The following is a 20,273-nucleotide window of genomic DNA, read 5'->3' on the forward strand; positions in this document are numbered from 1 at the left end:
CCATGCCGGTGATTGAATCCCTGATCGATACCCACAGCCCACAGTTCGCGCAGAACCGTGAAGCCATGCTCGCCGCCATCGCCCACGTGCGCGAACTGGAACACACCCTGCTGAGCAAGGCACAGGACGCCAAGCCCAAGTTCGACAAGCGCGGCCAACTGCTGCCCCGCGAACGCCTCAACCTTTTGCTGGACCCCGGCGCGCCGTTTCTGGAGCTGGCTAGCCTGGCCGGCTACAAGCTGCACGACGACAAGGACGGCAGCGCCGCCGGCGGTGGGTTGATCGCCGGGATCGGCTACGTCTGCGGCGTGCGCATGCTGGTGGTGGCCAATAACAGCGCGATCAAGGGCGGCACCATTTCCCCCACGGGCTTGAAGAAATCCCTGCGCCTGCAACAGATCGCCATGGAGAACAAACTGCCGGTGGTGACCCTGGCCGAGAGCGGCGGTGCCAACCTCAACTATGCCGCCGAGATTTTCGTCGAAGGCGCGCGCAGCTTTGCCAACCAGGCGCGCATGTCGGCCATGGGCTTGCCGCAGATCACCGTGGTGCATGGCTCGGCCACGGCGGGCGGTGCGTATCAGCCGGGGTTGTCGGATTACGTGGTGGTGGTGCGCGGACGCGCCAAACTGTTCCTCGCTGGTCCGCCGCTGCTCAAGGCCGCGACCGGCGAAGTGGCGACCGATGAAGAACTGGGCGGCGCCGAGATGCACGCACAAACGGCCGGCACCGCCGAGTACTTGGCGGAAAATGACGCCGACGGCGTACGCATCGCTCGTGAGATTGTCAGCCTGTTGCCTTGGGACGATCGCCTGCCGCCGGTGCCGAAACGCGCCTTCGCAGAGCCGCTGTACCCCATCGAAGAACTGCTGGGCCTGATCCCCGACGACCCGAAAAAACCCTACGACGTGCGCGAAATCCTCGCGCGCCTGGCAGACGGCTCGCAGTTCCTCGAGTTCAAAGGCGAGTTCGATGCGCACACTGTCTGCGGCCACCTGCACATCCAGGGCCGCGCCGTCGGCGTGATTGGCAACAATGGCCCCATCACGCCGAAGGGCGCGAGCAAGGCCGCGCAATTCATCCAGCTCTGCGACCAGAGCCGCACGCCGCTATTGTTCCTGCACAACACCACCGGTTTCATGGTGGGCACCGAGTCGGAACAACAAGGCGTGATCAAACACGGCGCAAAGATGATCCAGGCGGTGGCCAATGCCCGCGTGCCTAAACTCACGGTGGTGGTGGGCGGCTCTTATGGCGCCGGCAACTACGCGATGTGCGGCCGCGGCCTGGACCCGCGTTTTATCTTCGCCTGGCCCAACAGCCGCACCGCGGTCATGGGTGGCGCGCAGGCGGGCAAGGTGCTGCGGATTGTCACCGAGGCCAAGCAGTTGAAGGACGGCCTGGTGCCGGATCCCAAAGTGCTGGATATGTTGGAGCAGGTCACCGCGCAGAAGCTCGACAGCCAGTCCACCGCGCTGTACGGCAGCGCCAACCTGTGGGACGACGGGTTGATTGATCCACGGGATACGCGGACCTTGCTGGGCTTTTTGCTGGATACCTGCCACGAGGCCGAGGTGCGTGAGTTGCAAGCCAATACTTTCGGTGTAGCGCGTCTCTAAATTTCGCCGGGACGCTCCGCGTCGCGATCAGGAGAACAATAAAAATGATCTTCACCCAGGAACACCAGGAACTGCGCCGCACCGTCCGTGCCTTCGTCGACCGCGAGATCAACCCCCATGTGGATGAATGGGAAAAAGCCGGGCGCTTTCCCATCCACGAGATCTTCCGCAAGGCAGGCGACCTCGGCCTGCTGGGCATTTCCAAGCCGGAGACATTCGGCGGCATGGGCCTGGACTACAGCTACTCTATCGTCGCCGCCGAAGAGTTCGGCACCATCCGTTGCGGCGGTATCCCCATGTCCATCGGCGTGCAAACCGACATGTGCACCCCCGCCCTCGCCCGCTTCGGCTCCGATGAACTGCGCGACGAATTCCTGCGCCCGGCCATCAGCGGCGAACAGGTCGGCTGCATCGGCGTCTCGGAAACCGGCGCCGGTTCCGACGTGGCCGGGCTCAAGACCCATGCGCGCAAAGACGGCGACGACTACGTGATCAACGGCAGCAAAATGTGGATCACCAACTCGCCCAGCGCCGACTTTATCTGCTTGCTGGCCAACACCTCCGACGACAAACCGCACATCAACAAATCACTGATCATGCTGCCGATGAACACCCCCGGCATCAGCGTCAGCCCGCCCCTGGAAAAACTCGGCATGCACAGCTCCGAGACCGCGCAGGTGTTTTTCGACAACGTGCGCGTGCCCCAGCGCAACCGCATCGGCCACGAAGGCGCAGGCTTCATGATGCAGATGCTGCAATTCCAGGAAGAACGCCTGTTTGGCGCGGCCAATATGATCAAGGGCCTGGAGCATTGCATCGACAGCACCATCGACTACTGCAAAGAGCGCCAGACCTTCGGCAAGGCGCTGATCGACAACCAAGTCATCCACTTTCGCCTGGCCGAACTGTCCACCGAAATCGAATGCCTGCGCGCGTTGGTCTACCAGGCCACCGAGCAATACGTCAAAGGCAAGGACGTAACCCGCCTGGCCTCCATGGCCAAACTCAAGGCCGGGCGTCTGGGCCGCGAAGTCAGCGACAGTTGCCTGCAATACTGGGGCGGCATGGGCTTTATGTGGGACAACCCTGTGGCCCGCGCTTACCGCGATGTGCGCCTCGTATCGATTGGCGGCGGCGCCGACGAAATCATGCTGGGCATCATCTGCAAACTGATGGGCACCCTGCCGGGGAAAAAATCATGAATACCTTGCTGCTGGAACCGCACAACGGCGTGCTGCACATCACCCTCAACCGACCGGAAAGCCGCAATGCGATGAGCCTGGAGATGGTCAACGAACTGCGCGCCGTATTGGCACAGCTGGACAGCCAGGTGCGCGCGCTGGTGATCAGCGGCGCGGGCGGACATTTCTGCGCCGGGGCGGATGTGAAGGACCTGGTCACTGCGGGCAACCAACTACAGGCGCTGAATCGGGCGTTTGGCACGTTACTGCAAGAAGTGGAAGCGGTGCCGCAAGTAGTGATCGTAGTGCTGCAAGGCGCGGTGCTGGGCGGTGGGTTCGGGTTGGCGTGTGTGAGTGATATTGCGATTGCCGATCACCAGGCGCAATTCGGTTTGCCGGAGACCAGTCTGGGGTTATTACCCGCGCAGATTGCGCCGTTTGTGGTGAAGCGCATTGGCCTGACCCAGGCACGACGGCTGGCGCTGACGGCGGCGCGGTTTGATGGGATGGAAGCGGAGCGACTGGGCGTCGTGCACTTCACCGAGCGCGACCCGCAGGCATTGGCGGAGCGTTTGGATGAGGTGTTGGGGCAAGTGCTGCGGTGTGCGCCGGGCGCGAATGGGCGGACTAAAGCGCTGTTGCTGGCGAGTGTGGATGAACCGCTTGAAGGCGTGCTGGATCGAGGCGCGCAGTGGTTTGCCGAGGCGGTGAGGAGCGAAGAAGGGATTGAGGGGACGCAGGCGTTTGTGCAGAAGCGCAAGCCGGGGTGGTGCAGATGACGCCTTCGCAGGCAAGCCAGCTCCCACATTTTTGACCGCATACGACACACAAAGCCGGTCGGCCCTAAGGCCGCCGCGCTTTTGCTTTTGATCTGAGGCGCCCCGTCAAACACGCTGGCCGAACGCAGGCTTTGGAGCGTGGGTAACCCGGCAGGACGCCGGGTTAGCCGCGCTGGGCCAAGGATGGCCCATCGCGGCGGCACACGCTCCAAAGCCGGAGTGAGGGCACACCGAGCCTAGGCGAGGTGCCGAGTGTTGGGGCGAAGGCCTTTTGGTTACTTTTGGGCCTTTCCAAAAGTGACCCGCTGTAAGAGCGGAACCCTAAGTAGCCGTTACCTAAATAACGGATATACCCACGGAGCAAAAAAATGCCACAGCTCACCAAAATCCTTATCGCCAACCGCGGCGAAATCGCCTGCCGCATCCAACGCACCGCCCAAGCCCTGGGCTATCGCACGGTCGCGGTCTACAGCGACGCCGATACCCAAGCCCTGCACGTCCAGATGGCCGACGAAGCCGTCCATATCGGCCCTTCCCCGGTCCACCAGTCATACCTCAACATCGAGGCCATCCTCGACGCAGCCAAACGAACAGGCGCCGACGCCATCCACCCCGGCTACGGCTTCCTCTCCGAAAACCCCCATTTCGCCCGTGCCTGCCAGGACGCCAACCTCACCTTCATCGGCCCCAGCGCTGAGGCCATCGAACTGATGGGCAGCAAACGCCAATCCAAACTCGCCATGCTCGAAGCCGGCGTCCCCTGCATCGCCGGCTACCAAGGCAGCGCCCAGGACGACACCACCCTGCAACAACAAGCCGAGCGCATCGGCTACCCTCTCATGATCAAAGCCAGCGCCGGCGGCGGCGGTCGCGGCATGCGCCTGGTGCACCACCCAACAGACCTATTGAACAACCTGCACACCGCCCGCTCTGAAGCCAAAAATGCCTTCGGCAGCGACGAACTGATCCTCGAACAAGCCCTGATCGACCCACGCCACGTCGAAATCCAACTGTTCGGCGACAGCCACGGCAACCTGATCTACCTCGGCGAACGCGACTGCTCAATCCAACGCCGCCACCAGAAAGTCATCGAAGAAGCCCCCTGCCCCGTCATGACCCAAGCACTGCGCCAAGCCATGGGCGAAGCCGCCCTGAAGGCCGGGCGTGCGGTGAATTACGTCGGTGCGGGCACCGTGGAATTCCTGCTCGACCGCCACGGTCAGTTCTACTTCCTGGAGATGAACACCCGCCTGCAGGTGGAGCACCCGGTGACCGAACTCATCACCGGGCTGGACCTGGTGGATTGGCAACTGCAGATCGCCGCCGGCCAAACACTGCCACTGACCCAAGCCGACGTAACCCTGGGCGGCCATGCCATGGAAGTGCGCCTGTACGCCGAAGATCCGGCCCAGGGCTTCTTGCCGCAAACCGGCGATGTGCTGCGCTGGGAACCGGCCGTGGGCGTGCGCATCGATCATGGCGTGGTGGAGGGCCAGCGCATCAGCCCGTTCTACGACCCGATGCTGGGCAAAATCATCGCCCATGGCGCCACCCGTGAAGAGGCGCGGCGCAAACTGCTGCGCGCGGTTGAAGACACCGTGTTGCTGGGGGTCGCGACCAATCGGCAGCTGTTGGCCGATATGCTCAAGCACCCGGACTTTATCGCTGGAGATTTCAGCACCGGTTTTATCGCAGAACACTTCAACGAAGTCCTGCCCCAGACCGCATCAAACGACCAGCTCGCCCTGGCCGCCACGCTGTTTTACACACACAGCGCCGACCAGCATCCCCAAGCCTTGGCGGGATGGCGCAACACCGCCAGCGTCCCCTGCACCTATCGCCTTGAAGTCAACGGCGAAATCCACAGCGTCAGCGCTGATCCTCTGCCACTCACCACCGACGGGCGCTACGCCACCGTGGTACTCAACGGCATCCGCCGCCGCGTTGCCTATCATCTTGACGGCAACCAACTGTGGCTGCCCGGCCTCACGGTGACCAACCGCACCCAGCAAGTCGCCAGCCGCCAGGCCGACGCCAGCAGCGGCACCGTCAAGGCACCGATGGACGGCGCCATCGTCGATGTGCGGGTTTGCGCCGGCGACAGCGTGACCAAAGGCCAACTGCTGCTGGTGCTCGAAGCCATGAAAATGGAGCATCCGCTGACCGCCGGTATCGACGGCGTGATCAAGGGCGTGCAGGTTATTGCCGGAGATCAAGTGCGTAATCGTCAGGTTTTACTGGAGATCGAATAGCCCCTAGGCGGAACTACACGGCCGGGCTACGCTCTATCCCCAACAGAAAGGGAAGAGTACGGGAACCTGCGCGATGCCTCATTGGCTGATTATTGACCTTGAAGCCACAACGGATGAAGGCGGCTGGCCCGTGACGGAGATGGAAGTCATTGAGATCGGCGCGAGCCTGGTCAACCGCCAGGGGCGCGAGCTGGATCATTTCCAGCGCTTTGTACGCCCGCTGCGCCGGCCATTGCTGACGCCTTTCTGTCGCCAACTGACGCACATCACCCAGGCAAACATCGATGGCGCGGCGCCGATCACCGAGGTGTGGCCGCTGTTCGAACGCTGGCTGGGCCAGCATCAGCCGCGCCTGGAAGGCTGGGCCAGTTGGGGCGATTACGATCGCAAGCAGTTGGAGCTGGAGTGGCAGCGCAATGGCCTGGCCAGCGCGCTCGCCAACACGCCCCATGTAAACCTCAAGCAGCGCTTCGCCAAGGCCCGGCGTCTGGACAAGCCTCTGGGCCTCAACGGCGCCCTGCAATTGGCGGGGATGCAGTTCCATGGCCAGCAGCATCGGGCGCTGGAGGATGCGCGCAATACGGCGCGCTTGTTACCGCTGATTCTGCCGGTCTAGGCAGCTCCCCTGCCCTTGGGCATACTGGCCGACCTTTCCAGACCCTTTTCCGAGGAATCGCCCATGTTTAAAGTCAACGAGTACTTCGACGGCACCGTCAAGTCGATCGCTTTCGGCACTGCAGAAGGTCCGGCGACCATCGGCGTAATGGCCCCGGGTGAATACGAGTTCGGTACGGCGCAGCGTGAAATCATGCACGTGGTCTCCGGCGCCCTGACCGTCAAACTGCCTGACGCCAGCGACTGGGAAACCTTCGCTGCCGGCAGCCAGTTCAACGTACCGGCCAACAGCAAGTTCCAGCTCAAGGTCGCCGTGGACACCGCTTACCTGTGCGAATACCGCGGGTAAGGGTTTTCCAAGGCTCAAAAAAATGCCCGTCTCCTGCGAGACGGGCATTTTTTTATGGGCGGGTGAATTACTCGAGAAGGGTCACCGGCATTCCAATCTCCAGTCGCCCAACGCCGTCATTGACCAGGTTCTGGCCGAAAATCGCGCCATCCTCAGTCTTGCGATAAGTCTCCAGCGTCGCAAAAGGCTCGCGGTCGGCGCTGCGTTCGCCGGTGTGCGGGTCGATGGTGGTAAGAATGCAGCGCGAGCACGGCTTGACCGCACGGAACTCCACATCGCCAATACGCAGGCGTTTCCAGCCGTCTTCGGCGAAGGCTTCGCTGCCTTCGATCACGAGGTTGGGACGAAAGCGCAGCATTTCCATGGGGCGGCCGATGCGTTGCGAGAGGTCGTCCAGGGAGGCCTGGCCGATCACGAGCAAGGGGTAACCGTCGGCAAACGCGACCTGGTCATCGTCCTTGCCGTAACCCGCCTGGGTGGTACGCGCGCGCTCCAGGGGGATGTGGACCAGTCGCGTCGGTTTGCCGATAAAGTCACTGACCCAGGCAGCCGCTGCGTCGCCGGCGTCGGGCACGCGCAGGGTGTCACGCCAGATGGTCACACCCCGCAACGCGTCGTCGCTGGCCGGCAGCGCCACGTCCAGCGGCGTGTAGCCAGGCGAACTCAGGGTGAGGCCACCGCGGCTGTTCCACAGCGCCGACAGTTGGCTCATCTTCGCCACGGCGCGCTGTGTGAGGAAACGCCCGCTGGCTTCATCCACCAGCATCCAGCGTCGATCCCCGTCCACACCGAGCTTATCCAGGCCGACCTGTTGCAGTATTTCGGCCTTGCCGGACTTCAAAGGGTAACGGTACAACGCGCTGAGACGAAGCATGAGCCTGCATTCCTGAACGAGTAAAGCCCACACTATAACCGCTCACTACATGGCGGGCACTTCGTCCAGCATCAGACGTTGGCGCACCACGTCCACCAGCTTGTCGGGCTGGAACTTGGACAGGAAGTTGTCACAGCCGACCTTCTTCACCATCGAGTCGTTGAAGCTGCCCGACAACGAGGTGTGCAGCACCACGTAGAGGCTGCGCAGGCGCGGATCATTGCGGATCTCGGTGGTGAGGCGGTAGCCGTCCATTTCGGGCATTTCGGCGTCGGTGAAGATCATCAACAGCTTGTCGGTCATCACCTGGCCGCTGTCGGCCCAGGCCTTGAGCATGTTCAAGGCCTTGAGACCATCGCTGGCGATGTGCATCTTCACGCCCAGTTGGCCGAGGGTGTCGCGCAGTTGCGAGAGGGCCACGTTGGAGTCATCCACCAGCAGCACTTCACGGCCACGGGCGCGTTCCAGCACCGGGTCTTCGAGTTTTTCACGGGAGACCTTGGCGTTGTACGGCACGATCTCAGCCAGGACTTTTTCCACGTCGATGATTTCCACCAACTGGTCGTCGACCTTGCTGATGGCGGTGAGGTAATGCTGGCGCCCGGCGCTGGCTGGCGGCGGCAGGATGGCTTCCCAGTTCATGTTGACGATGCGGTCCACGCCGCCCACCAGGAACGCCTGCACCGAACGGTTGTACTCGGTGACAATAATGGTGCTGTTGGGCCCCGGCACAAGCGGGCGCATGCCGATGGCCTGGGACAGGTCGATCACCGGCAGCGTCTGGCCCCGCAGGTTGACCACGCCGCATACGAACGGGTGGCGTTGCGGCATCAACGTCAGCTTGGGCAGTTGCAGGACTTCCTGCACCTTGAACACGTTGATCGCGAACAGCTGCCGCCCGGCCAGGCGGAACATAAGGATCTCAAGGCGATTCTCACCCACCAGTTGCGTGCGTTGATCTACCGTGTCGAGAATGCCGGCCATTAAAAGCTCCTGATGCGCTAGGGGATTGTGCAGTTCACATAAGGTTTGTTATCGGCGGCGAGCGCCAGACCTTGACCCCTGTAAAATGCCACGTAAATGCATTGATGTCACACTGACATCATGGTTTACTGCTCTGGCTCTACAAGTAGCGGTGCAGCGACGTTGCGCGACATTAAGTTCGACGCAAGGTTCCGCCATGTAAGGGATTCCCCTATGCGCAATCAGGCCCGACCTGATATTCGCAATATCTAATAGCCATTAATGTGACGCCATTCTCAATGCATGAATGGAGTCAGGCTTTTGTTTGCCATCCCAAGCCCTCAGCCCGCGGGTCTTCCAGACACTCAGATGTCGGCACTTGAAGGTGTGCAATTGACCCCATTCATGAGGGCCGCGCACAGCCGTCGCCGTCACTCTAATAAACGTCCTACTGAAATCTCAGAACCAACCTACAGATTTCAGTCATATTTCAGCGCTACTTTTAAGCCATTCACCCGGTGCGACATCTCATCACCCGACCTTATGTTGTGGAGACTTGCATGATGAACAACGGTAGAGAGTGGCAACTTGCACTTCCCGAATTCCTGCACGAGGCGGAAAAGCTGCTGGCCAAATCGGAGGAATGCTTGAGCCACTTGCATTTGATCCGAAACGACAGTGACGCCATCGACTGCATGAAGGCCAGCCTGATCAAGCTCGCCGAGAGCGCCGATCACCTTGCACTGCAGGCGATCAGCGAGTTCTCGCGGCATATTCAGTACCTGATCGCCAATGCCGAGAGCCCCTTGCAGTTGCATGATCAAGCCTTGGACGCCCTGGAAGAGTGCTTGAAATTGCTCGCCTGGCAGCTGGAGTTGATTGATGTAAGAACCGGCCAACTGGCATTGGATGAAGCGGAGCAAACGACGCTGATTGCTACGGTAACTCTGCATATTCCACAAAAGGATTTCAGCTTTAAACCTCAGCAGCGAATGCACCACACGTCTTGAGCGGATATCAGGTCGTGTTTAAACCTGAAGGTATCTAAAAACGACATCGCCACCCATCAAATGGAATTGAATCCCACCCACGCAATATCAATTAGCCATTAACGGTAATAACGATACAAATTCACGGAAGTAATATAACCCCTCACTTCATGAACTCTGGGAATACCACCTGGAACATTTGCACGTTTAATAACCCAGCCAGGCGACCAACGGTAATAGTGGTGGTACTATGCCCCGCTCGAAGTGACCCAACTTCATCATGCTTGAAAACGATTCGATAACGCATTCCAAACAGAGCCCTGTCAGCCGCCATGACCGGTCTTCCCGCAGCGAACCCTCATTGGCTCCATCCGCTATGTACGCCAGCCTCAAGACACTCATCGCAAGGTCCGCGTCCCGCAGCAATGCACGCCGTTTGATCCTCGCCCTGTGCCTTGGCTCGCTGTTGCTGAGCCTCTGGACCTATACCCGTTCTGCGCCCTTGCCGCTGCTGGTGATTGTGCTCAACCTGGCCACCCTGCTCGTGATGGGCCTGCAACAGTGGCGCTCGCGCAAATCCATCAAGTTCCAGCCCCAGGAATTGGCCGACCGCCTGCTGCAAGTCCAGGAAAACGAACGCCACCGCCTCAGCCGCGAGCTGCATGACGATATCGGCCAACTGCTCACAGCCGCCAAGCTGCAAAGCGAATGGCTCAAGCGCCGCCTGCCGGACGACCTGCAAAGCCAGTGCACGGTGCTGTGCAACACCCTGAATGAAACCCTGGCCAAGGTGCGCGACGTCTCCGCCATTCTCAACCCTCGCCAGCTGGCCAGCCTGGGCCTGGAAGCCAGCCTGCGCGCGCACCTGCTCAAGACCCTGGAAAACACCCAGGTGTGCTGGAGCCTGGAATGCCAGCAACGGCTGACCGGTATTCCGGAAGAAATGGCGGTAGCGGCCTTTCGCATCACCCAAGAAGCGGTGACCAACATGCTACGCCACGCCCAGGCGGGTAACCTGCTGGTCCGCCTGCAACGCCTGCCCGAGGGCCTCTCGCTGAGTATCTGCGATGACGGCCAGGGTTTTTCGCCGGCCATCAACCCTGCCCTGGAAGGCCAACGGGGCATGGCCGGCATGTCCGAGCGGGTTGATCAGCTTGGCGGTTCATTATCCGTCAGCAGCCAGCCAGGCAAAGGGACACGGATCGACGCGCTTTTCCCCTGGGCGCCCCGCGCCCTTGAACGGGCCAGTTCCCCTAAGGTTATCGAGTGACCTGCAAATTACTCCTGGTGGATGACCACGCTTTGATCCGGGCCGGCGTACGCGCGCTGGTCCAGGACATTCCCGGCTACACCGTCATCGGCGAAGCCAGCGATGGCGCGCAACTACTTGAGCAGTTCAGCGCCTTGCTGCCCGATATCGTGTTATTGGACCTGTCGATGAAGCACACCGGCGGCCTGGATGCCTTGCAGCAACTCAAGCGGGCCTACCCCAAGAGCCGCGTACTGATCCTGTCGATGCACACTGACCCGGAACTGATCATGCGCGCGCTGGAATCCGGCGCCCATGGCTACCTGCTCAAGGACACCACCGCCAACGAGCTGGAACACGCGCTGCTGGCCTTGCGCAACAACGAACGTTACCTGAGCCCGGCGATTGCCCACACGGTGATCAACCAGGCGCTGGTCCGTAGCCAGGGGCCCGCCACGCCCGCCGCGCACAGCCATAACCTCACGGCGCGGCAGCTGGAAATCCTGCGCTTGATCGTGCGCGGCAAGTCCACCCGGGAAATCGCCCACGGCTTGGGCTTGAGCATCAAGACCGTGGAAGCGCACCGCTCGCAAATCATGAAACGCCTGCAGATTTTCGACGTGGCCGGCCTGGTGTTATTTGCCGTGCGCGAGCAGATCATCAGCCTGGACGACTAACGGCGAATCTACCGGCAGGTGCACGCGCAAGGCCTTGGGCAAGGCCTCGAAGTGCAGGTCGTCGCCCTCCAGCGGCTCGCCATCCAAGTTGATGTACAAGCCTTGCGCAACCTTGATATTCACCCACGGCAGCCGTGCACGGACAAACATGGTGTCCAGGCCCCAGCCATTGGTCATCAGCTCACGCAGCGTGCCGACCACTTCCTGCGGCGCGGGCAGGATACTGACGTCCAGCAGGCCATCATCCGCCATTGCACCGGGGCATAGCTCATGCCCACCCCCGCCTGGCGACCGTTGCCGATACCCAAGGCGAGCAACTCGCCCTTCCAGTGAAAATCGGGACCATCCAGCTCGGCGTAGGCGGCCTTCAACTCGCTGAAACGCGACAGGCCGGTGAACAGGTATGCGGCGCCGCCGAGCACCTTCTTCAAGTCTTCGGAAGTGTTGGCAGTGACCTGGCTGCCAAAACCGCCGGTGGCCATATTGAGGAAAATTTGCCCGCCCACCTTACCGAGGTCGATGGCCCGTGGCGGCACGTCCAGCAGCGCCAGGGCCTGGGCGGGTTCCAGCGGCACACCGGCAGCCTTGGCGAAGTCGTTGGCGGTGCCCAAGGGCATCAGCACCAGGCTGGCGTCGGTTTTGGCCTGGGCCATGGCTTCGGCCACATCACGCAAGGTACCGTCGCCGCCGCCGGCGATGATATGGGTGTAGCCGTCGGTGAGGGCTTCATTGACCAGGCGCTGGGCGTCACCGCCCTCCCACGTCACCCGCACCGCCAGCTCGCCGCCCTGCTCGCGCCGGGCCTTCACGGCATCGCGCACATCCTCGTTGAGGGCTTGCTTGCCATGGAGGATCAACAGTGCCTTGGGGGTGGTCATGGGTGGGTTACTCCTGGATTCAAAGGTGCTTGAAGGATGTGGACCTTTGGCGAGGAGAAAAAAGCCATGGAATGGGAAAATAATTGGATGACTGAGTACCTATCCGTTTTTTAGGTAACGGCCACTACTTTTGGATCCTTCCAAAAGTGACCCGCTGTAAGAGCGGAACCATAGGTAGTCGTTACCGCAGGAATGGATATGTACGCCGAGCAAAGCCCACAGTCAGCTCTTATGCAGCTTACTCATCAACTGCGCCTCAGCCTGCGTCAACCCACACGACTGCGTCAGCTCATCCACCGTAGCCCCCATCCCCACCAACTTGGCGGCCTGGGCAAACGACAGACTCGAGGGATCCCGCTGCTCAATCTGCGCCAGCTTATCCGGGATCGGCGCAAGGATCGCGCGCAGTTCATGCACCTCATCCCCAACCTTTACCGCACTCTGCTGGTAATGATCGACTCGCTTTACCAACTCAAGCACGCGCCGGTCACGCACAGCATCGCGCTCAGCCTGCTGCAACAACAACTCGCGTTGCTGGCGCACATAGCGCAGCAGGAATGCCAACGTCCCGGCCCACAACAGGGCCAGGACAATTACCGCTGCTTCAAGAAACAATCAGATGTTCTCCAGATCCGACCATTCTTCTTCGCTCATCATCTTGTCCAGCTCAACCAGAATCAGCAGTTCGCCGTTCTTGTTGCACACGCCCTGGATGAACTTGGCGGACTCTTCGTTACCCACGTTCGGCGCGGTTTCAACTTCGGATTGGCGCAGGTAGACCACTTCGGCCACGCTATCGACCATGATCCCGACCACTTGCTTGTCGGCCTCGATGATGACGATACGCGTATTGTCGTTGACTTCGGTCGGCACCAGGCCGAAACGCTGGCGGGTGTCGATCACCGTCACCACGTTGCCGCGCAGGTTGATGATGCCCAGCACGTAGCTCGGTGCACCCGGTACCGGGGCAATCTCGGTGTAGCGCAGCACTTCCTGCACGCGCATCACGTTAATGCCATAGGACTCGTTGTCCAGTTTGAAGGTAACCCATTGCAGGATCGGATCATCCAAACCTTGTGCGGACGCTGACTTGTTCATACCCCTGACCCCTTCAAATGCCGTTTTACACGGCGTGTGTGCTTCGCTGACCGCATTCACATGCGGCCCTTATTGTTCAATCAACTGCGTTTAGTTATTGGCATCGACTTGGCGGCGCCACTGGCGATCAACTCGGCCAGTTCGGAAACATCAAGCAACGCGCACATGTGTTCAATCACGGTGCCCGCCAGCCAAGGCCGTTGACCCCGATGGCTGCGCCATTTGATTTCGTTCGGGTCCAGGCGCAACGAGCGGCTGACTTGATGCACGGCCAGCCCCCACTCGTAGCCCTGCACCGAGATCACGTATTGCAAGCCCTGGCGGAAGTCGTCGCGGTAACGGTCAGGCATGACCCAGCGCGCGGTATCGAGGACTTTCAGGTTGCCGGCCTGGCTGGGCAGGATGCCGAGAAACCACTCCGGTTGCCCGAACAGTGGCGTCAGTTCCTGGCCTTCCAGTGAATAAATCGAGCCCAGGCACACCAGCGGCACCGCCAGGGTCAACCCGGCGACGTCGAACAGCAGGCATTCAAACGGCTCTGCAGCCCAGCTCGGGCGGCCATCACCGGTCACCGGCGGCGGCGTGATGCTCGGTGGCAGGTGCACTTCCACCACCGGCTCGAGCACGACGGGCGCAACCACCACAGGCGCGGTCACAACCGGCGTAATCGGCACCACGACCTGCGCATCTCGGGCTTGCTCTTCCAGCACCGCCAACTGGAATTCATCCAGCAAGGCCACTGGTTCGACAGCCGGCTCCAGCACCAGGATCGGTTCCGGCAGTTCTTGCGCGGTCGCATCCTGCAGCAAGGCATCCAGGTAGGATTCCAGTGCCAGTTGCGGCCGGGTCTTGAGTTTGGTGGGCCGGTTCATCACGCCACCTGCGCCACAAGCTGCTGGGACAGCAGGTGCTTGAGCAATGCGCGGTAGGCAAGGACGCCACGGCTCTTGCCGTCGAACTGCGACGGTGTGAGGCCTGCACGGCTGGCGTCACGCAGGCGCGTGTCCACCGGGATGTAGCCGTTCCAGATGGCCTCCGGATAGGCATCGCGCAATACGCGCAGGGTGCCGAGGGACGCTTGGGTGCGACGGTCGAACAAGGTCGGCACGATGCTGTACGGCAGCGCCTGTTTGCGCGAGCGGTTGATCATCGCCAGAGTGCTGACCATGCGCTCCAGGCCTTTAACCGCCAGGTGTTCAGTCTGCACCGGGATCACCAGTTGCTGGCTGGCTGCCAGGGCGTTCACCATCAACACGCCAAGCAACGGCGGGCTGTCGATGATCGCGTAGTCGAAGTCTTGCCACAGTTGCGCCAGGGTCTTGGCGATCACCAGGCCCAGCCCGCTCTGCCCCGGCGACTGGCGCTCCAGGGTGGCCAGGGCGGTGCTGGAGGGCAGCAGGGAAATGCTTTCGTTGCTGGTAGGCAGCAGCAGTTGGCCCGGCAAATCGGCCGGCACGCTGCCTTTATGCAGGAACAGGTCGTAGTTGCTGTGTTCCAGCGCATCCGGGTCGTAGCCGAAATAGCTGGTCATGGAGCCGTGAGGGTCCAGGTCCACCACGACCACACGCTTGCCCGCCTCAGCGAGCAAACCGGCTAAGGCGATGGAGGTGGTGGTCTTGCCGACTCCACCTTTTTGATTGGCAACTGCCCAGACTCTCATTCGGTTGGTTCCTCCCGGCGGGCACAGGCGCGACCGAGACATTGCATAGGGTTATTGAGCCGGCGACGGAGAATTGACGGCACTCTGACGAACCGGCGGCTTTGCAGGTGCCGGTGCAGTTTGTGTGCCAGCCCGCTTCAACGCCGCATCCGGAGTTGCATTGGCAGTGCCGGTACCGGTCAGGCTGCGGCGCACATCCAGGTTGCGCGACACCACCAGCACCACCCGACGATTGCGTGCGCGGCCTTCTACCGTGGCGTTATTCGCCACCGGCTGGAACTCGCCGTACCCTACCGACGCCAGGCGCCCGGGGTTCACGCCCTGCATCGCGAGCATGCGCACGATGCTCGACGCCCGTGCTGCCGAAAGCTCCCAGTTGGTCGGGTACTGCGCGGTGGCGATCGGGAAATTGTCGGTAAAGCCTTCAACGTGGATCGGGTTTTCGAACGGCTTCAGAATCGTCGCCACCTTGTCGATGATGGTGAATGCCTGGTCGCTGGGCATCGCATCGGCACTGGCAAACAGCAGGCTGGAATTAAGCTCGATCTCCACCCACAACTCATTGCCACGCACGGTCATCTGGTTGGAACTGATCAAGTCGCCAAACGCGGCACTGATGTCGTCGGCGATGCTTTTCAGCGGATCGCTGGTGCCACCGACGCCGGCAGCGGTTTCATCGCTATCGTTGACCAGCGGCTTGGCCGGGGTCACGGTCTTGGGCCGTTCTTCGCCGATCGGGATCGGCTTGAGGGCGCGGTCGGCGTCGTTGAACACGCCAATCAGCGCCTGGGAAATGACTTTGTACTTGCCTTCGTTAATCGACGAGATCGAGTACATCACCACGAAAAACGCGAACAGCAAAGTGATGAAGTCCGCGTAGGACACCAGCCACCGTTCGTGGTTGACGTGTTCTTCAGGCTCGCGACGACGACGGCTCATAATCGATATCTCCCATCAATCCATGAAGCCCTGGAGCTTCAATTCGATGGAACGCGGGTTCTCGCCCTCGGCAATCGACAGAATGCCTTCGAGCAACATTTCGCGGTAACGCGACTGGCGCATGGCAATCGACTTGAGCTTGCTGGCCACCGGCAACAACACCAGGTTGGCACTGGCCACACCGTAGATGGTGGCGACAAATGCCACGGCAATACCGCTGCCCAGTTGCGACGGATCGGCGAGGTTGCCCATCACGTGGATCAGGCCCATCACCGCACCGATGATGCCGATGGTCGGCGCGTAGCCGCCCATGCTTTCATAGACTTTGGCGGCGTTGATGTCGCGGCTTTCCTGGGTGTAGAAATCCACTTCCAGGATGCTGCGGATCGCTTCCGGCTCGGCGCCGTCCACCAGTAATTGCAGGCCTTTGCGCGCGTAGCTGTCGGGCTCCGCATCGGCCACGCCTTCCAGGCCCAGCAGGCCTTCCTTGCGTGCGGTGAGGCTCCAGTTGACCACGCGGTCGATGCCGCCTGGCAGGTCCACGCGAGGCGGGAAAATGATCCATATCAGAATCTGCATGGCGCGCTTGAACGAGCTCATGGGCGATTGCAGCAACGCCGCGCCCACGGTGCCACCGATCACGATCAGCGCCGCCGGGCCGTTGGCCAGGGCGCCGAGGTGGCCGCCCTCAAGGTAGTTGCCGCCGATAATCGCGACAAACGCCATGATGATGCCGATCAGGCTCAAGACATCCATCAGAGGCAAGCCTCCACCAGATGCTTGCCAATGTCGTCCAGGCTGTAGACCGCGTCGGCCAGGTCCGCTTTGACGATGGCCATGGGCATGCCATAGATCACACAGCTGGCTTCGTCCTGGGCCCAGATGGCGCTGCCGCCCTGCTTGAGCAGGCGCGCGCCTTCACGGCCGTCGGCGCCCATGCCGGTGAGCACCACCGCCAGAACTTTGTCGCCGTAGGACTTGGCGGCCGAACCAAAGGTGATATCCACGCACGGCTTGTAGTTCAGGCGCTCATCGCCCGGCAGGATTTTGATCGCACCACGGCCATCCACCATCATCTGCTTGCCACCCGGGGCCAGCAGCGCCAGGCCAGGACGCAGGATGTCGCCATCCTCGGCTTCCTTGACGCTGATGCGGCACAGCTTGTCCAGGCGCTCGGCAAAGGCCTTGGTGAAGGCGGCAGGCATGTGCTGGATCAACACGATCGGCGCCGGGAAATTGGCCGGCAGTTGGGTCAATACGCGTTGCAGGGCAACCGGGCCGCCCGTGGACGTACCAATAGCGACCAGCTTGTAGGCTTTACGCTTAGGTGCAGGCGAATGCGCACTTGGCGCAGACGCACGTGCCGGCATCACCGCAGGCCGTGCAACCGGGGCCGGGGCCGGAGCTGGGCGACTGAATGAGGAACTAGCGGGTGCAGCAGGGGCCACCACCGGTGCAGGCGCTGGCGCGCTGAATAAGCTGCGACGGTTACTGCGCGAAATGCTGTGCACCTTCTCGCACAGCATCTGCTTGACCTTCTCAGGATTGCGCGAGATGTCTTCGAAATTCTTCGGCAAGAAGTCCACTGCGCCAGCGTCCAACGCGTCGAGGGTCACTCGGGCGCCTTCGTGGGTCAGCGAGGAGAACATCAATACCGGGGTCGGGCAGCGTTGCATGATGTGCCGAACTGCCGTGATGCCATCCATCATCGGCATCTCGTAGTCCATGGTGATCACGTCCGGTTTCAACGCAATGGCTTGATCAATCGCCTCTTTACCGTTGGTGGCCGTGCCGACCACCTGGATCGTTGGATCAGCGGAAAGAATTTCCGAGACGCGGCGACGGAAGAAACCCGAATCGTCCACCACCAGGACCTTGACTGCCATAAACACTCCGTTAGGCGGGGCGGGCTAACCGCCCTGCCCCACCAGAATCAAATACGCCGAGCGGCGTAACGCTTGAGCATGCTCGGAACATCGAGAATCAGCGCGATCCGACCGTCACCGGTGATGGTCGCACCCGACATGCCCGGGGTTCCCTGCAGCATTTTGCCCAAAGGCTTGATGACCACCTCTTCCTGGCCAACCAACTGATCGACGACAAAGCCGATACGCTGGGTGCCCACGGAGAGAATCACCACATGGCCTTCGCGCTGCTCTTCATGGGCAGCCGAAGCGACCAGCCAGCGCTTGAGGTAGAACAGTGGCAACGCCTTGTCGCGCACAATCACCACTTCCTGGCCGTCCACCACGTTGGTGCGCGACAGGTCGAGGTGGAAGATCTCGTTGACGTTGACCAGCGGGAAGGCGAAGGCCTGGTTGCCCAGCATCACCATCAGGGTCGGCATGATCGCCAGGGTCAACGGCACCTTGATGACAATCTTCGAGCCCTGGCCCTTGGTCGAGTAGATGTTGATCGAGCCGTTGAGCTGGCTGATCTTGGTCTTCACCACGTCCATGCCCACACCGCGACCAGACACGTCGGAAATCTCGGTTTTGGTCGAGAAGCCCGGGGCAAAGATCAGGTTGTAGCATTCGCTATCGGTCAGGCGGTCGGCGGCGTCCTTGTCCATCACGCCACGCTTGACTGCGATATTACGCAATATGGCCGGGTCCATGCCTTTGCCGTCATCGGTGATCGACAGCAGGATGTGGTCGCCCTCTTGCTCCGCCGCCAGGATCACCTTGCCGCCACGGGACTTGCCCGAGGCTTCGCGTTCTTCCGGGGTTTCGACGCCGTGGTCGACGGCGTTGCGCACCAAGTGGACCAGCGGGTCGGCCAGGGCCTCGACAAGGTTCTTGTCGAGGTCGGTTTCTTCACCCACCAGTTCCAGGTTGATCTCTTTCTTCAACTGGCGCGCCAAGTCGCGAACCAGGCGCGGGAAGCGGCCGAAGACTTTCTTGATCGGCTGCATCCGCGTTTTCATCACGGCGGTCTGCAGGTCGGCAGTCACCACATCCAGGTTCGACACGGCCTTTTGCATGGCTTCATCGCCGCTGCTCAGGCCCAGGCGCACCAGGCGATTACGCACCAGTACCAGTTCGCCGACCATGTTCATGATGTCGTCCAGGCGTGCGGTATCAACGCGCACGGTGGTTTCGGCTTCACTGGCAGGCTTCTCGGCAACCGGTGCCGCTGCAGCACGTGCAGGCGCCGGAGCGGCGGCCGGTGCGGGCGCAGGCTTGGCGGCCGGTGCAGGGGCGGCGGCTTTGGCGGCAACCGGTGCAGCCGTGGCCACCGCAGCGGCCGGAGCAACTTCGCTGAACTTGCCCTTGCCGTGCAACTCGTCCAACAGGGATTCGAATTCGTGATCGGAAATCAACCCATCGCCTGCCGGTGCAGCAGCGGCAGGCGCTGCACTGCTGGCAGCCGCTGCAGGCGTGGCGGCGACGGCCGGCAAGGCATCGGCCGCGAAGGTGCCCTTGCCATGCAGTTGGTCGAGCAACGCTTCAAATTCGTCGTCGGTAATGTCAGTGCTGACGGGCGCGGCAGGTGCCGCGGCAGCCGCCGCCGGTGGCACGGCGTCGGCCGCGAACTGGCCTTTGCCGTGCAACTGGTCGAGCAGGGACTCGAACTCAGCGTCGGTAATGTCTTCGCTGGTCGGCGCCGCTGCCGGAGCAACGGCGGCCGGTGCTTCTGCCTCGGCCTTGACGGCACTGAGGGAGTTGAGCAGCTGTTCGAACTCGCTGTCGGTCACGTCCGGCTCGGCCTCAGCCAACGGCTCAGGCGCCGCTTCTGCTACCGGCGCAGCCGACAGGTCGGCGGGCTCCGCATAACGTGCCAGCGCAGCCAACAGTTCCGGCGTGGCCGCGGTGATCGGGGAACGTTCGCGGACTTCGCTGAACATCCCGTTGACCGCATCCAGTGCTTCGAGAATCACGTCCATCAACTCCGAATCAACGTGACGCTCACCCTTGCGCAGGATGTCGAACACGTTCTCGGCGATGTGGCAGCACTCCACCAGCTCATGGAGCTGGAGGAAGCCGGCGCCCCCTTTTACAGTGTGAAAACCGCGAAAAATTGCATTGAGCAGGTTCGCATCATCTGGTCGGCTTTCCAGCTCGACCAGCTGTTCGGACAGCTGCTCTAAAATTTCGCCGGCCTCTACAAGGAAATCCTGAAGGATTTCTTCATCGGCGCCGAAGCTCATG

Annotated in this window: 19 protein-coding genes and 1 pseudogene; 9 read left to right on the forward strand and 11 right to left on the reverse strand. The window is 61.5% G+C overall.

The window, feature by feature from the left end:
• Positions 1–2: 2 nt before the first annotated feature.
• From atuC to ppnP, 6 genes are all read left to right on the forward strand, one after another.
• Positions 3–1,619 carry a geranyl-CoA carboxylase subunit beta gene (gene atuC / locus AB4O35_RS25960; protein ID WP_065946140.1) on the forward strand — a complete coding sequence of 539 codons (1,617 nt, stop codon included), beginning with the start codon at positions 3–5 and terminating at the stop codon, positions 1,617–1,619.
• Positions 1,620–1,663: 44 nt separating this feature from the next.
• Positions 1,664–2,821, forward strand: a complete 1,158-nt coding sequence (gene atuD / locus AB4O35_RS25965; RefSeq protein ID WP_065873404.1) for a citronellyl-CoA dehydrogenase — start codon at positions 1,664–1,666, stop codon at positions 2,819–2,821.
• Positions 2,818–3,579: an enoyl-CoA hydratase/isomerase family protein gene (locus AB4O35_RS25970; RefSeq protein ID WP_065873405.1), complete on the forward strand. Its 762-nt coding sequence runs from the start codon at positions 2,818–2,820 to the stop codon at positions 3,577–3,579. The genes atuD and AB4O35_RS25970 overlap by 4 nt, the downstream gene beginning before the upstream one ends.
• Before the next feature lie 368 nt (positions 3,580–3,947).
• Positions 3,948–5,831 carry an acetyl-CoA carboxylase biotin carboxylase subunit gene (locus tag AB4O35_RS25975; protein WP_065946141.1) on the forward strand — a complete coding sequence of 628 codons (1,884 nt, stop codon included), beginning with the start codon at positions 3,948–3,950 and terminating at the stop codon, positions 5,829–5,831.
• 73 nt (positions 5,832–5,904) lie between these two features.
• A complete protein-coding gene (locus tag AB4O35_RS25980; RefSeq protein WP_065873407.1) occupies positions 5,905–6,447 on the forward strand; it encodes a 3'-5' exonuclease in 543 nt (180 codons plus the stop codon).
• 63 nt (positions 6,448–6,510) lie between these two features.
• Positions 6,511–6,795 carry a pyrimidine/purine nucleoside phosphorylase gene (gene ppnP, locus AB4O35_RS25985; protein ID WP_058424671.1) on the forward strand — a complete coding sequence of 95 codons (285 nt, stop codon included), beginning with the start codon at positions 6,511–6,513 and terminating at the stop codon, positions 6,793–6,795.
• 67 nt (positions 6,796–6,862) lie between these two features.
• On the opposite strand, the gene AB4O35_RS25990 is transcribed toward ppnP, so the two are convergent.
• Entirely contained in the window at positions 6,863–7,669 is an 807-nt protein-coding gene (locus AB4O35_RS25990) for an MOSC domain-containing protein (protein ID WP_065873408.1), read from the reverse strand.
• A gap of 45 nt (positions 7,670–7,714) precedes the next feature.
• Positions 7,715–8,653, reverse strand: a complete 939-nt coding sequence (locus AB4O35_RS25995; RefSeq protein ID WP_065873409.1) for a chemotaxis protein CheV — start codon at positions 8,651–8,653, stop codon at positions 7,715–7,717.
• Positions 8,654–9,192: 539 nt separating this feature from the next.
• Between AB4O35_RS25995 and AB4O35_RS26000 the strand changes: the two genes are divergently transcribed.
• The 3 genes from AB4O35_RS26000 to AB4O35_RS26010 all read left to right on the forward strand — a co-directional run bounded on the left by AB4O35_RS26000 (position 9,193) and on the right by AB4O35_RS26010 (position 11,547).
• Positions 9,193–9,642 (forward strand): hypothetical protein, encoded by a 450-nt coding sequence (locus AB4O35_RS26000; protein ID WP_175403045.1) that lies wholly within the window; start codon positions 9,193–9,195, stop codon positions 9,640–9,642.
• A gap of 355 nt (positions 9,643–9,997) precedes the next feature.
• On the forward strand, positions 9,998–10,891 hold the full coding sequence (locus AB4O35_RS26005) for a sensor histidine kinase (RefSeq protein ID WP_065873410.1): 894 nt from the start codon (positions 9,998–10,000) through the stop codon (positions 10,889–10,891).
• Complete coding sequence (locus tag AB4O35_RS26010; protein ID WP_065873411.1) at positions 10,888–11,547, forward strand: response regulator transcription factor; 660 nt, start codon at positions 10,888–10,890, stop codon at positions 11,545–11,547. Before AB4O35_RS26005 ends, AB4O35_RS26010 begins: the two co-directional genes overlap by 4 nt.
• Here the strand turns inward: AB4O35_RS26010 and yegS are convergent.
• The 9 genes and pseudogenes from yegS to AB4O35_RS26055 form a co-directional block, all read right to left on the reverse strand.
• Positions 11,506–12,425: pseudogene (gene yegS, locus AB4O35_RS26015) on the reverse strand (lipid kinase YegS). The gene AB4O35_RS26010 and the pseudogene yegS sit on opposite strands and share 42 nt — an antisense overlap.
• Before the next feature lie 222 nt (positions 12,426–12,647).
• Positions 12,648–13,040: a DUF2802 domain-containing protein gene (locus tag AB4O35_RS26020; protein WP_065873413.1), complete on the reverse strand. Its 393-nt coding sequence runs from the start codon at positions 13,038–13,040 to the stop codon at positions 12,648–12,650.
• The gene (locus tag AB4O35_RS26025) at positions 13,041–13,523 is read right to left on the reverse strand and encodes a chemotaxis protein CheW (RefSeq protein ID WP_003236843.1); all 483 of its coding nucleotides are present in this window, start codon (positions 13,521–13,523) and stop codon (positions 13,041–13,043) included.
• An 80-nt stretch (positions 13,524–13,603) separates the two neighbouring features.
• Positions 13,604–14,395 (reverse strand): CheW domain-containing protein, encoded by a 792-nt coding sequence (locus AB4O35_RS26030; RefSeq protein WP_065873414.1) that lies wholly within the window; start codon positions 14,393–14,395, stop codon positions 13,604–13,606.
• On the reverse strand, positions 14,395–15,183 hold the full coding sequence (locus AB4O35_RS26035; RefSeq protein WP_065873415.1) for a ParA family protein: 789 nt from the start codon (positions 15,181–15,183) through the stop codon (positions 14,395–14,397). The genes AB4O35_RS26030 and AB4O35_RS26035 overlap by 1 nt, the downstream gene beginning before the upstream one ends.
• 51 nt (positions 15,184–15,234) lie before the next feature.
• Positions 15,235–16,122 (reverse strand): flagellar motor protein MotD, encoded by an 888-nt coding sequence (gene motD / locus AB4O35_RS26040; RefSeq protein WP_049712169.1) that lies wholly within the window; start codon positions 16,120–16,122, stop codon positions 15,235–15,237.
• 15 nt (positions 16,123–16,137) lie between these two features.
• Complete coding sequence (locus AB4O35_RS26045) at positions 16,138–16,878, reverse strand: flagellar motor protein (RefSeq protein WP_033900785.1); 741 nt, start codon at positions 16,876–16,878, stop codon at positions 16,138–16,140.
• The gene (locus AB4O35_RS26050) at positions 16,878–18,008 is read right to left on the reverse strand and encodes a protein-glutamate methylesterase/protein-glutamine glutaminase (protein WP_065873416.1); all 1,131 of its coding nucleotides are present in this window, start codon (positions 18,006–18,008) and stop codon (positions 16,878–16,880) included. The genes AB4O35_RS26045 and AB4O35_RS26050 overlap by 1 nt, the downstream gene beginning before the upstream one ends.
• 47 nt (positions 18,009–18,055) lie before the next feature.
• The gene (locus AB4O35_RS26055; protein WP_220074771.1) at positions 18,056–20,272 is read right to left on the reverse strand and encodes a chemotaxis protein CheA; all 2,217 of its coding nucleotides are present in this window, start codon (positions 20,270–20,272) and stop codon (positions 18,056–18,058) included.
• Position 20,273 lies beyond the last annotated feature (1 nt).

This window comes from Pseudomonas sp. H1_A03 (genome assembly GCF_054685145.1).